Source organism: Staphylococcus sp. 231237_7MaSpsaltlick, from assembly GCF_043107035.1.
Genome location: NZ_JBICNX010000002.1, coordinates 37,238 through 59,815 on the forward strand (window position 1 = coordinate 37,238; position 22,578 = coordinate 59,815).

At 34.7% G+C, this 22,578-nt stretch carries 21 protein-coding genes; 9 read left to right on the forward strand and 12 right to left on the reverse strand.

From position 1 onward, the window contains the following. Nucleotides 1-30: 30 nt before the first annotated feature. Complete coding sequence (locus ACF91D_RS03355; RefSeq protein WP_039068487.1) at nucleotides 31-378, forward strand: MerR family transcriptional regulator; 348 nt, start codon at nucleotides 31-33, stop codon at nucleotides 376-378. Between the two features lie 96 nt (nucleotides 379-474). Here the strand turns inward: ACF91D_RS03355 and ACF91D_RS03360 are convergent, their stop codons facing one another. Both ACF91D_RS03360 and ACF91D_RS03365 read right to left on the reverse strand, forming a co-directional pair. After that, nucleotides 475-1,212, reverse strand: coding sequence for an alpha/beta hydrolase (locus ACF91D_RS03360; protein ID WP_039068486.1), 738 nt, complete (start codon nucleotides 1,210-1,212; stop codon nucleotides 475-477). A 188-nt stretch (nucleotides 1,213-1,400) separates the two neighbouring features. Then, complete coding sequence (locus ACF91D_RS03365) at nucleotides 1,401-1,934, reverse strand: hypothetical protein (protein ID WP_069792924.1); 534 nt, start codon at nucleotides 1,932-1,934, stop codon at nucleotides 1,401-1,403. 309 nt (nucleotides 1,935-2,243) lie between these two features. On the opposite strand from ACF91D_RS03365, the gene ACF91D_RS03370 reads away from it, so the two are divergent. Continuing rightward, the gene (locus tag ACF91D_RS03370) at nucleotides 2,244-2,981 is read left to right on the forward strand and encodes a poly-gamma-glutamate hydrolase family protein (protein WP_052253440.1); all 738 of its coding nucleotides are present in this window, start codon (nucleotides 2,244-2,246) and stop codon (nucleotides 2,979-2,981) included. 166 nt (nucleotides 2,982-3,147) lie between these two features. Then, nucleotides 3,148-4,359, forward strand: coding sequence for a pyridoxal-phosphate-dependent aminotransferase family protein (locus ACF91D_RS03375; protein WP_069792925.1), 1,212 nt, complete (start codon nucleotides 3,148-3,150; stop codon nucleotides 4,357-4,359). Between the two features lie 135 nt (nucleotides 4,360-4,494). Here the strand turns inward: ACF91D_RS03375 and ACF91D_RS03380 are convergent, their stop codons facing one another. The 9 genes from ACF91D_RS03380 to allC form a co-directional block, all read right to left on the reverse strand. Then, complete coding sequence (locus ACF91D_RS03380; RefSeq protein ID WP_101050892.1) at nucleotides 4,495-5,706, reverse strand: CynX/NimT family MFS transporter; 1,212 nt, start codon at nucleotides 5,704-5,706, stop codon at nucleotides 4,495-4,497. Nucleotides 5,707-5,919: 213 nt separating this feature from the next. Further along, entirely contained in the window at nucleotides 5,920-6,879 is a 960-nt protein-coding gene (gene arcC / locus ACF91D_RS03385; RefSeq protein WP_039068480.1) for a carbamate kinase, read from the reverse strand. Next, nucleotides 6,872-7,672: an oxamate carbamoyltransferase subunit AllH family protein gene (locus ACF91D_RS03390; protein ID WP_392436491.1), complete on the reverse strand. Its 801-nt coding sequence runs from the start codon at nucleotides 7,670-7,672 to the stop codon at nucleotides 6,872-6,874. The genes arcC and ACF91D_RS03390 overlap by 8 nt, the downstream gene beginning before the upstream one ends. Then, nucleotides 7,669-8,934, reverse strand: a complete 1,266-nt coding sequence (locus tag ACF91D_RS03395) for a YlbE family protein (protein ID WP_327620923.1) — start codon at nucleotides 8,932-8,934, stop codon at nucleotides 7,669-7,671. The genes ACF91D_RS03390 and ACF91D_RS03395 overlap by 4 nt, the downstream gene beginning before the upstream one ends. Nucleotide 8,935: 1 nt before the next feature. Beyond that, entirely contained in the window at nucleotides 8,936-10,696 is a 1,761-nt protein-coding gene (locus tag ACF91D_RS03400) for an acyl-CoA synthetase FdrA (RefSeq protein ID WP_327620924.1), read from the reverse strand. A 15-nt stretch (nucleotides 10,697-10,711) separates the two neighbouring features. Further along, nucleotides 10,712-11,761: an ureidoglycolate dehydrogenase gene (gene allD, locus ACF91D_RS03405; RefSeq protein ID WP_318760420.1), complete on the reverse strand. Its 1,050-nt coding sequence runs from the start codon at nucleotides 11,759-11,761 to the stop codon at nucleotides 10,712-10,714. A 161-nt stretch (nucleotides 11,762-11,922) separates the two neighbouring features. Continuing rightward, nucleotides 11,923-12,954: an ureidoglycolate dehydrogenase gene (gene allD / locus ACF91D_RS03410; protein ID WP_039068474.1), complete on the reverse strand. Its 1,032-nt coding sequence runs from the start codon at nucleotides 12,952-12,954 to the stop codon at nucleotides 11,923-11,925. A 15-nt stretch (nucleotides 12,955-12,969) separates the two neighbouring features. Continuing rightward, nucleotides 12,970-13,758: a (S)-ureidoglycine aminohydrolase gene (allE, locus tag ACF91D_RS03415; RefSeq protein WP_327620925.1), complete on the reverse strand. Its 789-nt coding sequence runs from the start codon at nucleotides 13,756-13,758 to the stop codon at nucleotides 12,970-12,972. A 100-nt stretch (nucleotides 13,759-13,858) separates the two neighbouring features. Continuing rightward, nucleotides 13,859-15,091, reverse strand: a complete 1,233-nt coding sequence (gene allC, locus ACF91D_RS03420; RefSeq protein WP_039068470.1) for an allantoate deiminase — start codon at nucleotides 15,089-15,091, stop codon at nucleotides 13,859-13,861. A 161-nt stretch (nucleotides 15,092-15,252) separates the two neighbouring features. Between allC and ACF91D_RS03425 the strand changes: the two genes are divergently transcribed. The 3 genes from ACF91D_RS03425 (at nucleotide 15,253) to ACF91D_RS03435 (ending at nucleotide 18,141) form a co-directional block, all read left to right on the forward strand. After that, nucleotides 15,253-16,083: an alpha/beta hydrolase gene (locus ACF91D_RS03425; protein ID WP_327620926.1), complete on the forward strand. Its 831-nt coding sequence runs from the start codon at nucleotides 15,253-15,255 to the stop codon at nucleotides 16,081-16,083. A gap of 19 nt (nucleotides 16,084-16,102) precedes the next feature. Next, nucleotides 16,103-17,353, forward strand: a complete 1,251-nt coding sequence (locus ACF91D_RS03430; RefSeq protein ID WP_392436495.1) for a Zn-dependent hydrolase — start codon at nucleotides 16,103-16,105, stop codon at nucleotides 17,351-17,353. 200 nt (nucleotides 17,354-17,553) lie between these two features. After that, nucleotides 17,554-18,141, forward strand: coding sequence for a histidine phosphatase family protein (locus ACF91D_RS03435; RefSeq protein WP_101094394.1), 588 nt, complete (start codon nucleotides 17,554-17,556; stop codon nucleotides 18,139-18,141). A 298-nt stretch (nucleotides 18,142-18,439) separates the two neighbouring features. Here the strand turns inward: ACF91D_RS03435 and ACF91D_RS03440 are convergent, their stop codons facing one another. Next, a complete protein-coding gene (locus tag ACF91D_RS03440; protein WP_039068466.1) occupies nucleotides 18,440-18,940 on the reverse strand; it encodes a GNAT family N-acetyltransferase in 501 nt (166 codons plus the stop codon). A gap of 588 nt (nucleotides 18,941-19,528) precedes the next feature. On the opposite strand from ACF91D_RS03440, the gene ACF91D_RS03445 reads away from it, so the two are divergent. The 3 genes from ACF91D_RS03445 (at nucleotide 19,529) to ACF91D_RS03455 (ending at nucleotide 22,518) form a co-directional block, all read left to right on the forward strand. After that, nucleotides 19,529-20,098 (forward strand): RNA polymerase sigma factor, encoded by a 570-nt coding sequence (locus ACF91D_RS03445; protein ID WP_039068464.1) that lies wholly within the window; start codon nucleotides 19,529-19,531, stop codon nucleotides 20,096-20,098. Continuing rightward, a complete protein-coding gene (locus ACF91D_RS03450) occupies nucleotides 20,088-20,906 on the forward strand; it encodes an anti-sigma factor (protein WP_327620928.1) in 819 nt (272 codons plus the stop codon). The genes ACF91D_RS03445 and ACF91D_RS03450 overlap by 11 nt, the downstream gene beginning before the upstream one ends. 136 nt (nucleotides 20,907-21,042) lie before the next feature. Further along, the gene (locus ACF91D_RS03455; protein ID WP_119586357.1) at nucleotides 21,043-22,518 is read left to right on the forward strand and encodes a Mur ligase family protein; all 1,476 of its coding nucleotides are present in this window, start codon (nucleotides 21,043-21,045) and stop codon (nucleotides 22,516-22,518) included. Nucleotides 22,519-22,578 lie beyond the last annotated feature (60 nt).

Sequence of the window (22,578 nt, forward strand, 5' to 3'; positions counted from 1 at the left end):
TTCTGTCTTTTCCTTTTAGGAGGTAGACGTATGCAAGTTAAAAAAGCAGCTGAACAATTAGACATGAGTGAACATACGCTTCGCTATTATGATAAGGCCGGGCTTTTCCCGTTTGTTTCAAGAAATCAAAATGGTTATAGAGACTTTTCAGAAGAAGACTTATATTGGATTGAATTTATAAAATGCATGAGACAGACACATATGCCTGTCTCAAAATTAAAGGAAATCGCTGAATTGTATCATCAAGGGAGTACTACCAAACAAAAGCGTAAAGAAATATTTTTAGACCATCAGCAAAATTTAATAGAACAAAAAAAGATTATTGACGAAGGTCTGCAAACACTAGAAGAAAAGTTCAAATTGTTAGAAAGTGAATAAATTCAATGTTAGAAGGAGCTATGGCTTATAGTGCTAGACTTCCGCAAAATATTAAAATGCAATTATTTTCATTCTATTTAATGTTACATAGTGCCCTTAATAGTCTTCAAAAAATGCAATAATATCTTGCTCAACTTCAAGGTGACCTTCACCATGTGTCATCAAATGCTTACACATTTTGTAACCTTGAACTTCCTTTTGTTCATGTTGAATTTGGTTATAGATATAGTCGGCGCTCGTCTTATATGAAGCGTCATCTTGTTCACCATATTTAATAGTGATCGGAGCAGTGACACGATCTAAATTTGACATGACGTTTTCAACTAATAATTGAAATTTTTGGAGTGCTGGACCATAGTTTGGAATTTGTTTTAATTGCGTATCAATTTCTGCTTGATCTAGACCTAATAAGTGCCCTATACGCTGACCATAATCTTCAAGTCTACCAGAGAGTCCCGCATCACTTTTTCTGTATGGCGTTGACATAATAGCGACAGCATTAATATCATACTGTTCTGCCAGTTTCAATGACAATATGCCACCTAAAGACACACCACAGACATTTATTTGCGAATAACCTTTATCTTGTAAAAATTGATAGCCCTCTATCGCGTCATCTAACCAGTCATCTACATCATAGTCTATCAATGTCTCTAGCGTAAGCCCATGCCCTTTATATGGCGGCACATAACATGTGAAACCAGCTTTGTTCAGTTTTGACGCCAACAACTTTACATCGCGAACTGTGCCTGTAAATGAGTGTAGTAATAATATAGCTTTTTCTGCTTCATGATGCTCTAAAAATATCGGGTTTGGTGCTTTTATGTTTATCATCTATTGTCACTCCAAGTTTTAGTTTCCTATTGTATTGTAATTGAAAATTATCCTTTACTCAAAATTATCCGTTTATATATTAATATTCCTCGCTAAAACATAAACTCCCTTTAATACCACATATCGCCATGTCGTTATATTAAAGGGAGTTTATATTTAAATATTCACACACTTCTCTTAGTTTAATGTTATTGAGACATATTAAAAAATTGCAATTCATAGATTGCTTTATCATTATACGCATTAAAGCTATCTATTTTGCCGTTTAAATATAACTCTTGTGTTTTTCTACTAACATTATGTTGGTATGACAACTTAACGTTCAAATCAGATTCATAGCCATTATTTTGGATAGTACTTTCAATTTCAGAAAACACATCTTTATTTATTGGCAATAAATATCCTTCTTTACTAGGTAAGATGTTGACGTATTTTGTCTGTAACACGTCTTGTTCGCCTATATAAATTTCAATTTTTATATTCTTCGCAGCGCCGCCACCAAGGTTATATAGCTTTAAATAATCCTGCTCTGAATGACTATCAATACCAACGTTTTTCAATTGTAATTGATTCGTATCACGTGTAATCAAAATTTGATTAAAACCAAGTGCTGGTAAAAAGCTGATTTTCATTTGATAAAGCTGCACACTTACTGAAATAAAGTAAAACAGTGCCATAATAAAAGTTCCTAAAGAACCTACTGCTGATATAATATTTATCATTATTTTAACTCCTCCACATTTTTTTATTGAGAGGCAGGATAAATATTGTAACATATATTGAATTACAAAAAAACGAGCTACTTATAAAAGTAGCCCGTCAACTAAGAGGAGTCTGTATACATGCCAAAGGACATGTTACAGACCTGCCTCTTAATTAACATGCCCTAAGGCATGAAAATTCATTGTACAACGCTTTTGAAAACTCTGCAACTTAACTTTTAAATAAAATTATATAAATTTCTATTCTTTAACAAAATATATGATAATATTATATTTATAAAATATTTTTAACACTTATAGGAGTTTATTATGTACTTTTTAAAAGCAATTACCGTATCCTATTTTAAACGTATACGGGCGATATCACTATGCTTGTTTGCAACCATCACTTTCGTCACTATTCTACCTTCCTCAAACGTTTATGCCGCTGATTTATATAGTTCTATGTCAGAACTTATGGATGATACTGAAACAGGCACAGATTGGCAACTATCATATCGTAATAATCAAAGTAATACGTTAATTGCCGCAATACATGGTGGCAATATTGAAGCTGGTACGACAGAATTATCAACACTAACTGCTACCTTGGGTAACTATAACTATTATTCATTTCAAGGTATCCGCACATTAAATAATGCCGAACTGCACGTCACGTCAACAAACTTTGATGAACCTGTCGTCGAAGACATGCAACAAGAAGTTTCAAATTCGGTTATGATACATGGGGCGAGTGGTAGTGAACCGGCGGTTTATATTGGTGGTAGAGATGAGCAACTTAAAACATCTATAGAAAATGCATTACTTGCAAAGGGTTTCAATGTTTTAGAATCACCCTCTCATTTAGAAGGTACATCTAGTCAAAATATAGCCAATAAAAATGCTAAAGGCGCTGGTGTTCAATTAGAACTAACTTACGCACTAAGGCAGTCTTTTTTTAATAATCAGAATTTATCCATGAATTCTCGCTCTAATGAAGCAAATTGGAGTATTACAATGTATGCATTTGCTCAGGCCATTCACCAAGCAATTGAAGAAAATAACTAACTTCATCAAATATGGTTCCTTATCAAAAAAGTCGTTCATAAACACTTAATTTTTGTAATATTCTCACAAATAATAAATTATTTTTCATCATTTTTGACGATTAACTCTGTTTTTTATTAGAGTATAGTATGTACTGACATAATTTATAGAAAATGAGGTTAATAATATGGATGATTTGAAAGTAAACAAAAGATTAATTATGACCCCTGGCCCCGTAAGTGTAGATCCTCGTGTCTCTCAAGCAATGTCTAATTCAATTTTAGGTCAATTCGATTATGAATTTGTAGACATAATGAATAAAACGATGGAACTCATTAGAAAATCCTTTTTAACAGACAACCAATGGTCATTTCCTATCGACGGAACAAGCCGTGCAGGTTTAGAAGCTGTTATCGCTAGTATCGTCAAACCTGGTGATACCGTACTTGTCCCAATCATTGGTAGATTCGGTTACTTATTTACTGAATTAGTAAAACGTGCAGGTGGTATCGTACATAATATTCAAAAACCAATGGGTGAAGTTTTTGAACAAGCCGAAATCATTGAAGCTTTAGATACTGTAAAACCAAAAGTACTTGCTATTGTACATGGTGAGACTTCTACTGGTCGCTTACAACCGATTGATCAACTAGGTCACGCTTGTAAAGAACGCGGCATTTATTCAGTAGTTGATGCAGTCGCTACATATCAAGGCATGGTTATTCCAGTAGATGAGTGGGAACTAGATGCTGTCATCGGTGGTGCGCAAAAATGTTTATCCATACCTTCAGGCATTACACCAATTACATTTAACGACAGATTTAGTGAAGAAATCAATAAACGTAAACGCGTAGAACTTGGCATCCGTTCAAACGAAAGTACAGAACAAGACCACTTTATACGTAGTAATTATCTCGATTTAACACAATTACAAGATTATTGGAGTCCTAAGCGATTAAACCATCACACAGAATCAACGACGTCGATTTACGCGCTATATACTGGTCTAAAAATAGCATTGACTGAGGGCATTGAAGCGCGTGCTGCACGTCATGCATATCACCAAGAAGGCTTGAAACAAGCATTGAAAGCTTTAGGTTTAGAAATATTTGGTGATGAGACAAATGAAATGAAAATGGTCATCTGTGTTAATATTCCGGATGGTGCGGACGATAGTAAATTTAGAGAAGGCTTATTAAAAAATTACGGCATTGAGATCGCAGGATCGTTCGGTGAACTACAAGGTAAAATTTGGAGAATCGGTATCATGGGTTATGCTATTGAAAAGCAAAACATCTTAACATTCTTATCTATATTTTCACTTTACCTAGCTCATCAAGGTGTACAAAATTTAAATCCAGAAAAAGCTATCGATACACTATTAGCTTATTACGCATAAAGAAAACCAAAAGGAGAGACCTAGACATTAATCAATGTCTAGGCCTCTCCTTTTATGTGTTGTAATTACCTACTTATATGAATTAAATTGACAGCAGAAAATAGTTTTACATAAATATCATATCAACAATAATTATTAGTGATCTTCTACAACTCTATTTTTAGCAGCTGGATAACCAAAAATAAAGAATAATGCTGACATCACAATCAAAGCAATAATGCCTGAATCCCAACTTTCCGTAGCATCATGAAGATAACCAATCAAGAATGGCCCAACAGCAGCAATTAAATAGCCAACAGATTGACCAAAACCAGATAATGAAATACTGCCATCACTTGTACGTGCTCGAATTGAGAAGAAAGTCATACATAAACTGAAACAAGCACCCATCGCTAATCCTGCAATGATAATACCAATAATCAGTAGCACTAATGATTGTGTAAAGAATAAACTAAATCCTACCAAGAATAGCGCTGTAATAATCACGACTAATATACGTTGGTCTTTCAATTTAGAAGCGATGATTGGGAAGGTAAAGGTCATTGGCACTTGTGAAAATTGGTTGAGCATTAATAAATATCCTGCCGTAGAAGGATCCAATCCTCTATCCACAAGAATTGATGGTACCCAAGCCACTACGGTATAAAATACCATTGATTGAAATCCCATCGTCAACGCAACCATCCATGCCAGTTTAGATTTCGTGATAGCTACCTTTTTGGGTCTATCTTGTTGGTCCGCTATCGCCGTTGCCTTCTCTAATTGTACACCTTTTCGTGCTTTAGGTATCCACAGTATGATTGCAATAATAGCAAAAAGAATCCAAAATGATAATGACAACCTAAAACCTAATGGCGTTATTTCTGACAATGGAAAGCTTAAACCACCGCCTAAGCCTGCAGTAAAATTCATTGTTCCACTATAAATACCAGTAGCTAGACCAATTTGCATCGGGAAATACCATTTAACATAACTTGGTAACACCACATTGCCGAATGCAATAGCAACCCCAAGAATGAGTGTGCCAATTAAGAACAAAGTGAAATCTCCTGCAATACGTAAATATAGTGCAACAATGAGTAGCATCGTAGAATACAATATTGTACGAGACATGGTTAATCGAGCAGTTACTTTTGAAACGAATGGCGAAACAATTGCAAAAATAATCAGCGGTATCGTAGTCAAAATGCCTGCAACACTGTTATTAATTTCCATAACTTGTTTAATTTCATCAACTACAGGACCGACCGACGTTAATGGCGCACGTAATGTTGAAGCAATAAAAACAATTGCAAATATCACGCCCCAATTATTATTAACTTTATTGATGCGGTATGGGTCAGTCATCTTATACCACCTTTCTTAATTCTCTATTTTTATATTTATAATGATGAAGCGGGACAGTAATCTAATATTTCAATTTAGATTTCCATTCCCGCCCCACAAAACGACTGACTAATTAAAAATTGTAATACAAACACAATTAACAATCAGTGTTTTATAATGTTTATTATGCATTTCAATCAAAGCAATATCACTTTGTTCTTATTACTTTTACGATTAATTTACTACTTCTGTTGATGGCTCCAATAAAATACGTGTGCCAGCTTTACCTGCTAAAGCATCTATCGCATCATCTAATGAACAAATAATCGCCTCTTTACCCATTTCAGCAAACTGAATTGCTGCTTCTATCTTAGGTAACATACTACCAGCTGGGAATTGTCCTTCAGCAACATATTGCTTCGCTTGTTCAACAGAGATCGTTTTTAGTTTTTCTTCGTTTGGTTTTCCAAAGTTAACACATACGTTTGAAACGTCAGTTAACATTACAAATGTATCAGCATCAACTTGTTCTGCTAATTTTAAACCTGAGCGGTCTTTATCAATCACTGCTTCTACACCTTGGATATTACCATTGTCGTCTTTATAGACCGGAATACCACCACCACCCGAAGAAATAACGACTGCTTGGTCAATAAGTGACTTGATTTGATCTACACCATGAATAACTAATGGTTCTGGTGAAGGAACGACACGACGGTATCCTCTACCTGCGTCTTCTACCATTACAAAACCATGTGTTTCTTCTAAACGTTGTGCTTCTATTTCATCAAAGAATACACCAATAGGTTTAGTTGGATTATTGAATGCAGGATCATCTTTATCTACTTCTACCATTGTCAATAACGTTACTACATTACTGTCGATATTTAAAGATTTCAAATGATTTTTTAATGATTCTTCCATCATATATCCTATAAAACCTTGTGATTCCGCATTACAAGCATTAATTGGTAAAGGCTCGACAAGGTCTTTAGCCGCTTCATTTTGTGCAATAATATTCCCTACTTGAGGCCCATTACCATGCGTAACCACAATATTGTGTCCTTGCGCTTTTAATTCAGCCATTTTTCGTGTAGCTGAATACACATTATTATATTGATTTTCGTATGACGCTTCTTGCTTTGGTTGAAGAATTGCATTGCCGCCTAAAGCTAATACTACACGTTTACTCATACGCTCCACTCCTTAAAGTTGTTGCTATAAATATGCCATACAATGTATCTTTTCCAGATGATGACCCTACTTCTAACAGTTGATTCATGTGATACACCGTTGGTTGATGTTGCAACACTAATATTTTCGAACTAAACAATCTTTTTAATGCGCTATCCAAAAAGGCTTTAGCAACTATTGTTGTTAACTGTTCTTGAATAAGCTCCTGTATAATCTCTAAATTCCCATCACATATAAAAGGCTTCATGAAATGCACAAATAGCATACCTGTTAATATATCGTCGCCTGAAGGGGTTAAACCTTGTCCTCTTCCAATCAAATAACGCAATGAAGATTCAACTGCCTTATTATCCTCTTGTTTCAATGCCTCCATTATGGACTGCATTTTCAAACAAGAAAAATCCCCCTTGTTATACTCTGAAAAATCATATGCTGTGATATTTTCATGTAACATTGCCCATAATAATGGCTTTGAATTTAGCTCAACCTTACTCGCATGTACCGCTTGATTACGCCAAACCAATTGACAATTATCGGTAATAAACATTGCATTTGCAGTTATTTTTATAGGTTGATTCACAGCAATGTTTTCTAACAGTTGTTTTTTAGTTTGATGATCTACAGTAACGCCAAACGGAAACGTACCATTTTCGTCACTACCTATAAAAATAAGGTTTTGATCTTCATTTACAATGTTGAAGCCTTTTTCAAAAATACTATGCACATAAAACGTTTGTTGCTGTCCGAGTATTTCCTGGGCAATTGACCCTATTGAACGCACATGGAAAATCACGCTTTGAAGCCTAATTTTTCTGCATATGCCGTAATTGCTTTTTCAAAACATTCGATTGGCGGGTGTACTGTTCCAGCACCAATTTGACCGTAACCTGCAATTTTATGTGCAATACCTGTATTAATTACGGGTGTGATTCCTGTTTCTACTACTTTACGCGCATCTATGCCTAAACATGCACCTCTAAAATTCCATGTAGGGATTGCAAAGTTAGGATTTTCACCGATACAAATTTCAGTCATTTCGTTGCTGATTTCTAAAGCATCATCAAATCCGCCTGTACCTACGAATCTTGTTACTGCAGGTGCAGCAATCATTGCCATACCACCAACACCGATAGTTTCAGTAATAGCAGAGTCACCAATATCCGTATTAGCATCGTCTGCAGAATAACCTGTAAAATATAAACCTTGAGGCGTATTTACTGGTGCAGTGAACCATTCGTCACCCATACCAGCAATGCGCACACCAAAGTTTTCACCGTTACGGCATAATGCAGTCACAACTGTACCGTGTTCAATTGTACGTGCAGCATCCATCATAGCTTTACCTGTTGCCATCGCAATATTTAAGAAGAACTGGTCTGTATCAGCTAAGAATTGAAGCACTTCCGTACGTTTTTCTTGTTCTACATCATCTAACGCAGCGATAATTGGTGTTACCTCTTTTAGAAATGCTAATGAAGCGGCTATATTACGTTGGTGGAATTCATCCCCCATTGCAATGGCTTTCGCAATAAGCACATTGACATTCAAACCATCTTTCATTTGTTTTAAAGCTTTACTAAGTACAGGACCCAAAACATCTTTCATCCAGCGCAAGCGGTTTACTACTGTTTCGTTATAAGCGCCAAAGCGTAGGACTGCACCAATACCTTCATTCATTTGACAGTAAGCTTCATTACCAGTTTCTCTATTTTCTACAACTAAGACCGGCATATTTGCTGATGTGATGCCACCCATTGGTCCAACAGCTTTAACATGATGGCACGGAATAAAAGTTATTTTATCGTTTTCTAGTAATGAACGTGCATCTTCTTCATTGTTCGCCCATCCTTCAAATAAGATAGCGCCTACACATGACCCTTGCATAGGATCTGTCATATTTTCATATTTAATCGGTGGTCCCGCGTGTAACAGTACGTGCTCTGTTAATTCAGGAATTTTTGATTTCGCTGGCACTACATCTACTAAAAACGGTGCTGCAGCAATCATTTTATCTATAACCGCTTGGTTTGCTTCATCTATTGTTTTGTAACCCATGTTATACTGTCTCTCCTTCGAAATTATTTAAATATTGGAGTACTTTCATTAGTTTTTCATTTCCACCAGCAATTGGACGCCAGTTAAACTGTACAACTTCTGCACCGCCATTTTGAATCGCTGATGTAAAACTTTGTAGGCCAATATTAATTACGCTAGGTGTCATATTGATTAAATTCATCACTTTCTCATCAACAGTTAAATCAACTTGTTCTACTTCAAAAGATTTTATTTCACGGTTTGGTTGCGTCACATTACTACCAATGATGTTTAACGCTGTACGCACCATTTGATCATTCGTTTCGCATACTACAGCGCCAGCTGCTTCTAAGGTATTTATTTGTGCTTGATAATCTTGATGATCATGTTCTGTTCCAACCACAGTTGCTAATACTGCTAAAGAGCGTCCTTCTTCTTGTACTTTTTGAAGAATATTCTTAATTGTTGGCGCTAATTCATTTGCCATATCATCATGACTACCATAGCCAATGACATTATCTAACATAATGACTGCAGTTGATGGATCAGCTGATGATGTTTCTAACATTTCAATACGCTTTGTCGGATCAATCATTGGGTGTGGTCTACCTTGAGTATAGATATCATCACCTAAATCAATAATTTCATGATTTCCACCTTTGTATGAGTAACCTTCTGGCATTACATCTGTTGAATCATCACCTAATGTATCTTTAACTAACATCGCTGCTTCAGATGCTAAAGTACCTCCAGAGTAATAACCCTTGATACCGTTTTGTTTTGCGTTTAAAGTCACCGAAATATTCTCTTTCACATGTGGTTTGAATTGTGGTGTTTCATCGTTTGAAAGTTGAACAGAAATACGAGCAGCCTCTTCCAATGTATACGCATGATAAATGTTTTCTTCAGTATAAGTAGGTTTTGAGCCTAAGAATAAAGTAACGACTGGTTTATCAATATTACGTAATAGATTCAACACTTTTTCTTCTACTTCTTTAGCTGGTGGCTTAGAAATAACAGTAATCACTTTAACTTTTGGATCTGAATTTAAAGCTTTTATGCTATCTAACATTGTGATTGCACCAACTTCAGTTGATAAATCACGGCCACCTGTACCTAATGCATTCGTTACGCCTTTACCCTCTCTATCGATAATCGTTGTAACTTCTTGAATACCTGTACCTGATGCACCTATGACACCGATATCACCTTGGTTGACTGTATTAGTAAACGCGAGTGGTAAACCATGAATAATTCCCGTACCACAGTCTGGTCCCATAACTAGTAACCCTTTATCATGGGCAAGTTTTTTCAGGCGTACTTCATCTTCTTTAGCAACGTTATCACTGAACATAAAGACATTTAAATTGTGGTTCAAAGCATTTTCTGCTTCCATAGCTGCATATTGTCCAGGAATAGAGATTAATGCAAGATTAGGATTATTAGCTAATTCTAACGCGCGCTTCCAGTTTGAAGCTTCATCTTGTTTTTGTGATTTTTCGTCACTTTCATTTTTACCTTTTAGTTCTGCTTCTACTTCTTGATTAACTTCTTCAACTTTAGCTTCATCATCTGTATCAACAACAATAACAATATCGTTTGGTTTCGCTTCTTCTAGCTCAGGTGTACCTAAGCCAGATGATTTGAATATATCTTTATTGGCAGGCGTGCCCATCATAATAGATACTTTATTAACACCTTCAATAGCAGATAATTTGTTTGATAGTAGCATTAATACAATTGAATCTTGATACGTATTTTCTTTAATTATTGTGTATAACATCTTATGCCTCCATTATTATTCTGCGAATCTATTTTTTCCGTGGTAGCGATCATAATGTACATCATCCGAAATTAAGTATTCATAGATGTCATCAACAATTTCTATACCATCTTCGTCATATTTTTCACTGCGCATACGGCCACGTTCACCTGGGTAGAAAATTTCGCCGTATCCTTCTGCGGCAGGTTGTGCTTTAAGCTCATCTAGCATAGTTGAAATACGTGTCTTAAACTGTCCTAAGTCAGTGAAAAACGCTGGATTTATCACGATATGCAACTGACCTAAATCTCGGCCTTTGGTTAAATCTTTATACATTGATGATACATGTACACCATGAGGCACACCTAATAAACTACCGGATAGAATATCGACCATCATCATTAAGCCATATCCTTTAGGGCCAGCTACTGGAACGAGTGCATGTACATCTCTTGCGTCAGTAGTCGGCTCACCTTGTGAATCCACCGCCCACGTATCTGGGATAGATAAATGTTTTGCTCTCGCGTCAAGTACCTTCCCCCACGCTTGCACTGTCGTTGCCATATCAAATGTGATAATACGGTCGTCATTCGACGGCGCACTAAATGCAATCGGGTTAGTTCCAAAGTATGGTTCTGTACCGCCAAACGGCACTACCATTGGATCTGATTGACACATACTAATACCAACCATATTCTCTTTTGCAGCCATTTCGACGAAGTAACCAAGTGCTCCACTATGAGAAATGTGCTTCATACCAACAACTGCAACACCACTCTCTTTAGCCATTGCAATAGCTTTTTCCATTGCTTGTTTCGCAGCTTGGTGACCAGGGCCATTATCTCCTTCAAAGACTGCGGCTGAAGGACCTGTTTGTTCAAATTGATAGTTTGGATTAGCTGTTATGCCACCTTTAGCAATACGTTCTGCATAATACTCAACTCTAACAGCACCATGAGAATGAATACCCCTATGGTCTGCAAATGTAAGTACGTCTGCAACATCCATTGCAGCATTTTCATTTAATCCAGCTTTTACCAATTTATTTTTCATGAGTTCAAGTAATTGTTCTTTCGATACACGCATACGAAAACCTCCTCACTTTATAGTCAATTCCAATAAAATTTGTCTCCGTTCAGTCTATTTATTGCATTAAAAAGGAAGCTACTTGGGAGAGTAAGCTTAATCTTGAAATGTACACCATCGTACATTTCATAACGTTCCCCTTTCACTTCCTTTAGTTGTATTTAATACAGTTGTTCTGAGACTAAATAGTCATAAATACTTTTAGCCACTGGAATACCACTTTTAGCATAACGTTGTTTAACTGTTTCTTGGATTTCTCCAGGATAGTAGACTTGTTCAAATCCCTGTGCTGGTTTAATATCATGTAACTCATCAACCATTTCAGAGACTTTTTCTAAAAATAATCTTTCGTCTCCGAAATAAGCCGGATTAATTACAATATGGAACTGCCCTAATCTACGGTACTGGCTTAAATCCTTATACATTGAAGTGACATGTTGACCGAATGGCAATCCTAGGAGGCTGCCGGCTAAAATATCAACCATCATCATTAGCCCATAACCTTTAGGCCCTGCAACTGGTAATAACGCTGCTACTTCGAAGGGGTCGGTTGTCGGTTCACCTTGGTTATTCACCGCCCATGTATCTGGGATTGCTTTATGTTTAGAACGCGCATCCAAGATTTTTCCCCAAGCTTGTACTGTCGTTGCCATATCGAACAAAATAGGCTCGCCTGATTGTCGTGGTGCAGCAAATGCAATAGGATTCGTGCCAAAGTATGGCTTCGTACCACCAAATGGAACAACCATCGGATCTGATTGACACACTGTAATAGCTACCATACCTCGTTTTGCAGCTTGTTCTGCAAAATAGCCAATCGCGCCACTATGTCCCATTTCTTTAACACCTACCATACCAATACCACTATTCTTAGCCATAGTGATTGCTTCTTCCATTGCTTGATATGCCACATAATGTCCTACTGCATTATCTCCAAAATAAGTTCCAGCTGAAGGACCATTTTGCGTAAATTCAAAATTAGGCTCTAAATTATAGCCTTGCTTCGAAATACGTTCTGCATAATATTGCATACGTACGGAACCATGAGAATGAATGCCGCGCTCATCAGCAAATATCATAAGGTCAGCCGTTTTATCTGCTTGTACTTCAGGAAGACCAGCTTGTGTCAATTTTCTCTTGAACAGTTCACGTAATTTATCTCTTTCAACGTATACTAACGTCTCTTCTTCCATCGTTAACAACCTTCCTTAAATTTCAATATCTCTATTAGCATCTTTTGAATAGATATATGCAAATGGTTCATCTAAACCTACTGCATATGTCGCTTGAGGCGCATAGGCACCCATAAAGATATAATCTCCTTTATCAACTGGCATCCATTCATTATCTAAATTGTACATGCCACGTCCGCTTAAGATATAAGCCCCGTGTTCTTGTACATGTGTTTCAATATAGCCATGTGACGCACCAGGCTTAAATGATAAAATATGAATATTCATATCATATGCAAGTCCTTTTGGTAAAAGATCCAAGATTTTAACTTCTTCCATACCTTCATACGGTTCTTGCACCATGTCATTAACGTTGCCAGTAACCACTTCTGGTTTATATCCTTCTAATGGTTGATAACGTTTTTTATATAAAAATACTCTACTATCATTATTTTGATTACTGTTTTCAAACGTCATAACTTGATGAGCTGGCACATATAAATAACCGCCTGCGCTTAACTCATACTTTTTATCATCTGCGTATGCATTGATATTACCGTATTCGACATAGATAAATGTTTGTACACCATTTCCACCAAAGCCTTGTTTATTGCCGCCTTGATTTTTCAAAGTAACTAAATAATCAACAAAGCGAGCTCCTAACCTTGGAGATCCCATGATAGTTACATCACAATCTTCGAAACCTGGGACTACATTATTAACTAAGCCATCTGGCGTAATTACTGCATAGTTATCCTTTTTAATTACTGAACGTGTTTCTAACAATCCTTCTCTATAACCTTGATTGTGGTTTAAATAACCCATAAAAACATTACTCCTTTTCTCTTTTTGGAATTATTATTTTCTCGTTAAAAATTATGGAACAATTCATATTAAACTGTTTTAATCCGTGCTTATTTAATACTTATTCTTCATAAGCAAGTTGATATAATACTTGTTTAAGCACCTCTATGCCTTTAACCAAATCTTCAATGTTGGTTTCTTCTGTAACATTATGACTCACACCATTAATAGATGGGACAAACAACATTGCGGTCGGTATGTATTTAGCAAAGATTTGAGAATCATGCCCTGCGCCTGATGGCATCATCTTACTGTCATTAGAACCAACTACTTGTTCAGCAGCTTGTTCTACTACTTTGACTAAGCTTTCATCCATCATGGTTGGTGCTTCGTCCATCCACAAGTTAATGTCGTATTCGACACCTTCTTGTTCTGATACCGTTCTGATGCAATCATCAATTGTCTTTGCAAAATCATTTAACGCTTCTTGATTGATATGTCTACAATCAATTGAAAAAGTCACTTCCCCTGGCACTACGTTTACTGTGTTTGGAACAGGATCAACACGACCAAAAGTAATCACTAGTGGGTCACCAATTGTTCTTGCTTTATCAGTTAGCTCTGTTGCGATTTTACTGAAAGCAACTACTGCATCTCTTCTTAACCCCATCGGTGTTGTTCCCGCATGGTTTGCTTCGCCTTTTAAATTAATCGTATAACGTTTTTGTCCAACGATGCCATTGACGACGCCGATTGCTTTCTGCTCGGTTTCCAATACTTTGCCTTGTTCGATATGTACTTCAATAAATGACTTAATATAGCTATAATCATTATCTTCATTACGATAATCAAAACCAGCGTTGTTCATTGCTGCTTTAAAATTAATACCTTCGCCATCAGCAATATCATTTACGTCTTCGCTTTTAGCTAAGTTAAAGAAATTTTTACTTCCCCAAAATGCGTACGGGAAGCGGCTACCTTCTTCTTCTGCTAATGCCAAAACTTCAAGCGAACGTAGTGGTTGACCATGCTCAGCTTTCAATGATTGCATTGCAACTAACGCTGCTAATACACCAAACTGACCATCTAAATGACCACCTTCAACAACGGTATCAATATGTGAACCAGACATAATTGTCTCTTCAGGGTATTTGCTACCTTCGATACGTCCTTTTAAATTACCGACACTGTCGAAACTAGCTTCAAACCCTTCCTTTTCTAATGTATGTTTTAATTCATGTACAGCATTTGACCACTCATCTGAATATAGTAAGCGCGTAATACCGCCACCGTTCAATCCACCAAAACTGGTGAACTTTTTATCTAAAGATTCAAAAGAAGATCGTATGTCCATTAAATTCAACTCCTTTTTCATTTCATAACCAATTATAAGCGTTTACATTTTAGTTATCATTCACATTTCTAACAATAATGGTTAAGACTTTTATTCGATTTATACAAATACTTCTAAACATTTCTTTGAGATACTATAGTTAGCAAATTATATATAGGAGGATGATAGGTTTGTCTCAATATCATTCTGAAATTATAGCTGAAGATGGATTCACCTTACCTTTAACAGTTATTGAAGCAAAAAATGAGCATGTAAAAGGCGTTATCACTTATTTTCATGGAGGCGGATTAATCTTTGGAAGTCCTGACGATCTTCCACAGAGTTACATAGACTTATTAACACAAGACTTTCATCTCGTTCTAGTTTCTTATCGTCTCGCACCTGAAAGTAATATGGATACAATTATTAGCGACGCCATACTACAATATGATGCTATCAAAAAATGCTATCCGTCACTACCCTTATTTACCTTTGGCCGTTCTGCTGGTGCTTTTTTAGCAATGATTGTCGCAACACATCGTCATGTTGATGGTATTGTTGATTTTTATGGTTATTGCCGTGTACATGTACCATCTTTTTTAAGACCAAATTCACAGTACCAGACACTGTCATCTAAAATTACTCCTGAGATACTTAACCAACTGATTCAACAGCAACCATTAGTCTCTGGGCCAATGCAAGCCAGATATCCTATTTATATTCATGCACGTGGAGAAGCTAAATGGTTAGATTTTCTTGGCATTCAGACTTCAACACAAAGTGATTATAATATTTCAGCTCAGCAACTCAATCACTTTCCACCAACATTCATTGTCCATTGTATCAATGATTCAGATGTGCCATATAGCGAAAGTGAATATATCTATCAAAACGTGAAAAATTGTCATATGGAAACTTTAGAAGATAACCAACATGACTTTGATAGAACAGTAAATGAAACTAGCATTAATTTATATATGAAGGCCGTACATTTTTTAAACCAACTCATTTAATTGAAGGAGAATGTTTATAGTGAATTTACAAAATGTCTTAGATAATTTTCAAACGTTTAATAACTTTGCTCGAAACGAACGAAATGGTGGTATTAATCGTATCGCATTTACACATCCAGAGAGGTTAGCTGCATTGAAGTTTTCTATGTTATGTCAAAAAGCTGGATTAGATGTATATTTTGATTTCTTCGGAAACGTCATTGCACGCAGAGAAGGTAAAGACCCATCTTTGAAACCGGTAGTTTTAGGTTCTCACATCGATACTGTAAAAGACGGTGGCCAATATGACGGGTTACTTGGTGTACTAGCTGCTTTAGAGGTTATTGAACATTTAAATGCACATCAAATAGAAACTGACCACCCTATCATCGTTATTGCTTTTGCCTGTGAGGAGTCAACAAGATTTAACGAGGCTACGTTAGGAAGTAAATATCTAACAGGTAAAATGACTAAAAATGACATGAAACATATTAAAGACAATGAAGGTAATATACTTTACGATGTCGTCGAACCCTTATCTCAAGACATGCACGGTAAGGCCGCCTTATTTGAACGTAATCAGATTAAAGCTTTTTTAGAGCTACACATTGAACAAGGCCCTATCCTTGAAAAGAACGACAAAGATATCGGTATTGTCACAGATATTGCTGCCCCTCACCGTTTCAAGTTGAGTATCCAAGGTGTTACAAGTCACTCTGGTTCAACTCCCATGCCTATGAGAATTGATGCGCTTACTGCATCATCAGAAATTATTTTAAGCATTGAATCTATAGGCCAAGTCTACCATGATCAAGGCATTGTTACGACAGTTGGTTACGCTAATGTATATCCAAATACGATGAATGCAATTCCAGGAGAAGTTACTTTGCTTATTGATATTCGTGGAAAAGACCTAGCAGTACGTGAACAAGTTGTTACAGAAATCCAACAACAAATTCAAACTATTACTCAAAAACGTAAAACAGTATATCATTTAGAAGATTTAGGCCAAGATGACCCACGAAGTTTCAACCATAAAATGGCTCAAATTACTGAACAGAGTTGTCTTCAGTCCGACTATAGTTTCCGTTATATGTATAGTGGTGCAGGACATGATGCAATGAATTTCGCACCTATTTGTCCCACGAGTATGATTTTCATTCCTTGTAAAAAAGGGATTAGTCATTCACCTGAAGAATCAGTCACTGAGCAACAAATTGCCAAAGGTATTCAAGTTTATATAGATACAACGATTGAGTTAGCTAAACTAGAAACAATATTAGAAGATTAATATATCAATTGTAATATGTTGTTTTCGTTGATTTTCTCCAAAATAATAATATAATTAACAACTAAAGTGAGTATCCTATCATACAAAGTAGGTTTCTCACTTTTTTACGTACTATATTCACAAAAAACTTTACCTGTTAAAATTAAACTTTTAACTTTAAAATAATTTTCAAAACTATACAATAATAAAGGTTGATTATAATGACGAAGATATGTTTTATCAGACATGGAGAAACAGATTGGAATACTGCTGGGAGATTACAAGGACTTACAAATACCGTTTTAAACGAGAAAGGTATCGACCAAGCAAAAGCTTGCGGTCAGTATTTAAAAGAATCACATTGGGATGTAATACTTACAAGCCCCTTATCAAGGGCTAAAACAACTGCACAATGGATTCAACATTACTTAAATATTCCATTAATAGAAAACGACGCGTTTATCGAAGTTTCTTTTGGAGATGCTGAAGGTTTAACTTCGGAGGAGCGTATCGCCAAATTCCCTTCGCTTGTTTATCCAAATAAAGAAAGCGAAGAGGTAATCAAAGACCGCTTCCTAAAAGGTATAGACTCAGTTAGAAGTAATTACAAAGATAAAAATATTTTAATTGTTTCTCACGGGGCCTTTATTAATGCAATATTTCATTATTACTCAAATGGCAATATTGGAACCGGCATCACAAAACTGACAAACGGCAGCATGAGCACATTAAAAATTACTGATGGTCATTATACTATTATCAATTATGACCAAACTTCACATTTGCCGATGCAAAGCTCAGGCATCTAAAAACATTAAACGCATGAAACAGAAATCTAATATATTAAAAATTTTTCGTTGCCCTACCTTGGCAAGATAGCTAGATTTGAAAGGGTTAATTGTTTACCTGAGCTTACCCTCATGCACAAACCCACTAACTCTTAAAAGCGGAACATCTGAGTAAGTACTCATGTGTAAGAGCCACTAATTTTTAAAAGTAGAACACCTGAATAAAACTCAAGTATAAGAAGCACTAAATTAATAAGTGCTTCTTTAAAAAAGTGGCTCTTTGTATAAGCGGAACTTTAAAGAAGTGGGACTTTAACAGTTAGTATTCACTTTTCAAAATAGCATAGTTTAATGTATCCCTATATTCACCGTCCACTAGTCTATTTTCTCTAAATACGCCTTCTAGCTTCATTTCTAAATTTTGTAACACCATTCTTGCCGCTATATTATTTGAATCAATAGATGCCCATACTCTATTTAATTTCAGCACTTTGAAAGCATATTTTATAATGGTTTTAGCTATATTTGTTGCGATACCGTTATTCCAATAATTCGGATGAATAATAAATTCAATTTCGGCACTTTTATTCCCTTCATCTATAGCTAATTGTATCGTCCCAATAACTTTATCAGTATCAGGATTAACTAAAACATTATAAACTAAATCCGAATCTTGGGTTATAACCTCGTCAATAAATTCCTTTGTGTCTTCATAACTTTGAACACCCCAAGTTTGATACTTATTTACTTCTGTTAAGTTATATAATTCATTTATGTCCTCTATATCTGTATCTTTTAAATCTCTAGAATAGAAATCCATATTTATCCTCCTAAAATTTTTGAAGTTAACTATTATTGTTTCTTTTTTTATATTTTTAGCTTTTGAAAATATAAAAATTAGTTTTTTACATAAAATACCATAAAAACCACGTGAATTTGCAGTAATAAATGCTTGATTTTCTACTAAATTGTTAGCCTTATAAATATTAAATCTGATTAATTTATAATTTATTTTATTTAAATCTATCTACTATCATTTTAATTTATCATAGGTGAAATACTTCTAAAAACGAAAACATTCGTGTTAGTGATTGTACGCACTAAACACGGTGGCCCTCAATTTAAACCTTATTGATGAACAACTTTAAAAACACCAACAAATCAATAATTTGTAATTATATTTGTATTAATTGATTTGTGGTATTTTCAAAATTTAAATTTATTAAAATAACCATTAATAGATATTATAACTTTATATATACACATTAGTTAAATATTAAGTTATCATTTAATAATAACTTAATGTTTCACATTTTTATTTTATCAATATATTTCAGTAAAAGTTCACCCTGATTGGTGAACTTTTACTGTTCAAATTACGTATTTTTATAAACAAGGAGGGGAAGGCATGCTAGATGAAAATGATCTATATAAACTGATTGTTGAAAAAAAGGATAGCAAAAGTCTAGAAGTCCTATACGATCGGTACGAATCATTGTTATTTAATTTGGCTTACAAAATCACACAAGACAAACAATCAAGTGAGGAAATTTTACAAGATATTTTTATGAAAATTTGGCATCAAAAAGCAATTTTTAAATCTGAAAAAGGTAAATTATCAACTTGGCTCATTACATTATGTCGTAATGGAGCAATTGATATTGTAAGAAAACGAAAAATCTCAGAAAGTGAATTCAACGAAGAATTTCAGGGATTACAACTGAGTGGCTTACCTGAATATGATTTATTAGATAAAGAATGCTCAGAACAAATCCAAAAAATGATTTCATATCTAAATAAAGATCAACAAGATATCATTGCTCTATTTTATTATAAAGGTTTAAGCCAAAAAGAAATTGCACATAAATTAAACACACCTTTAGGTACTGTAAAGAGCAGATTAAGATTATCAATACAACATTTAAATAACTACTTTAAAAACATTTCAAGAAGGGAGCGTGAAGAAAATGAACGATAAAATATATGATTATTTTAATGGCAAGTTAGACGAAAACGAAAAAGAAGAAATTGAACAAGACTTATATTCATCTTCTGAAAGTAATGAAACTTTGGATAGCATTAATATTCTTCATGACACGCTTCCTTATAGTAATAAAGAAGTTGAACCTCCAACAGGTATGAAGAAAAGAATACTAGACGCAGTTATTAATGAAGAACATGAAAATCAACAGGATAAAACCAACGATTTCAATAAAGACGCCACACCTTTCCACAAGAATAATAGACAAAATTCAAATGAATCTAAACAATATAAAGAAAACAATATAAAAACAAAACAAAGTGATTATAAGCAAATTAAACGTACGCCCGGCAAAAAACTTTCTATAGGAATTATGGCAGCATTATTACTGCTATCTCTAATTGGCAATGGCGTTCAATATTTTAACCACAAAGAATCACAAAAACAATCATCACCGATGATTAATACCAATGATACACACGCCATTAATTTGAAATCTATGAATGATGAAAAAACACAAGGTCAAGCTTATGTATCTAATGACAAGACTAATAATAAGTTAATGGTCGAAGCTAACGATATTGAAGCAACAAAAGGTAATGAAGTTTATCAAGTTTGGATTATTAAAAATGATAAACCATATCCAGCTGGAACATTCGCAACTACAAACAATAAGGGTATGGTCGTATTCAACTTAAATGAAATTGATGTAGACAAGAACGATACTATTGCAATCACTCTTGAACCTTCACCAAACAACCCAGAACCGAAAGGGCAAATGGTTATGGCTAGTAAAGAAGTTTAATAAAATTATCTGAAAGGATCACAAATTTATGTGATCCTTTTTTAATTTTTATACGTATATTTCTTAATTACATTTTTAATAAAACCATGATTATATTTGTACAATAAGAAACTCACTAAAAAGGTGGAGAAAAACTATGAAAATTACTATTAAAGATATCTTGTCAGTTATTGAACAAAATACAGTTGAATCTTCAAAATGTGTGAAATTGGATTCAGAAGTCGTTTGTGAAAAAGTTACTTCAATGTACCAAGATATAAGCCAAGCTACTCTCTTTATGCTAAAAGATTCAGACAACGTAACATATTATGCACAATGTGCTTGTAAAATGAATCCATTGCTTGTGGTTACCGATGCAAGCCCTTCAAAATTTAGCCATTTCGAATACAACCTACCTATTATTTTTATAACAGATTTTCCAGAAGTAGCTAATAACTTAGTCAAATTATTTTATAAAAGAGCAATTGAATATATGAATTTCATCGCTGTAACAGGCACAAATGGCAAAACAACAACTAGTCATATGATTGGTAATTTACTTACTAAACTTGATAAAAAAGTTGCCATCATAGGGACAATGGGAGTATACGACTGTAATTATAATAAGCTTAACTTTAAACACTCGACTCAAACTACACCAATGTATTTCGAAATGGCTGAGATTATAAATTATTTTTATAATGAAAATTACGATTATATCGTCTATGAAGCTACTTCTATAGCTTTGGAACAACGCCGGACAGATTTCATCAAAAATGACTTAGCCGTCTTCACCAATTTCAGTCCAGAACACCTTGAATATCACGGTACAATGACAAATTATTTAAATGCTAAACTAAGATTAAATAGCTTAAGCTCACTAAATTTAGTTAATTTAGACACGGTAGAATATCGTACTATTTTAAAAGATGAACAACATTTTTCCAGTACACAAGACGCATATTATCAATATCATATTGGTAATGACACTATTAGTATTGAGATTAATGATGATGCATTTACTATTACACCAACCTTTAAAGGGGGACATAACTTTATAAACTTAGCTACAAGCATATTTGCTTTAGATAAATTAGGTTTTGATTCAAAGAAAATTGTAAAAGTTGCTTCAATAATTGATCCGCCACTCCATCGTTTTCAAATTATAGAAATAGATGCTTATACGATTATATTGGATTTTGCACACACTGCTTTGGCCATTAAAGAATCTATAAATAACGCTTTGAATTATAGTAAAAGTATTAATAAGAGCTTAAACACGATGGTTACAGGCATAGGTTTAAGAGGCTTAGATAAAATAAAATTGACTGTAGATACTTTGCCTAAAGGTATTCATAAGTTGATGATTGCTGCGGAACAAGTAGGCTATGAAGACCCAGAAAAAATCCTCCGTTTTATGTTTAATCATTTACCAGATTGCTATAAAACCGGCAATATTTTGCGTGGCTCCTCACGTAAAGAGGGAATAAAGTCACTTTTACAAGCAACAGATAAAAATAATGAGATTATTTTACTTACTGGGATAAATGAACCACAAAATTATAGAGGTAAAAAGTATGATCATGATGATCAAGAATATGCAAAACAAATATTACAAGAGTTAAAAACTTAAAAAATAACACTAAAAAAAGCCCCTTAAATCGGGACTTTTTTTATGCTTTTCTGCACATTC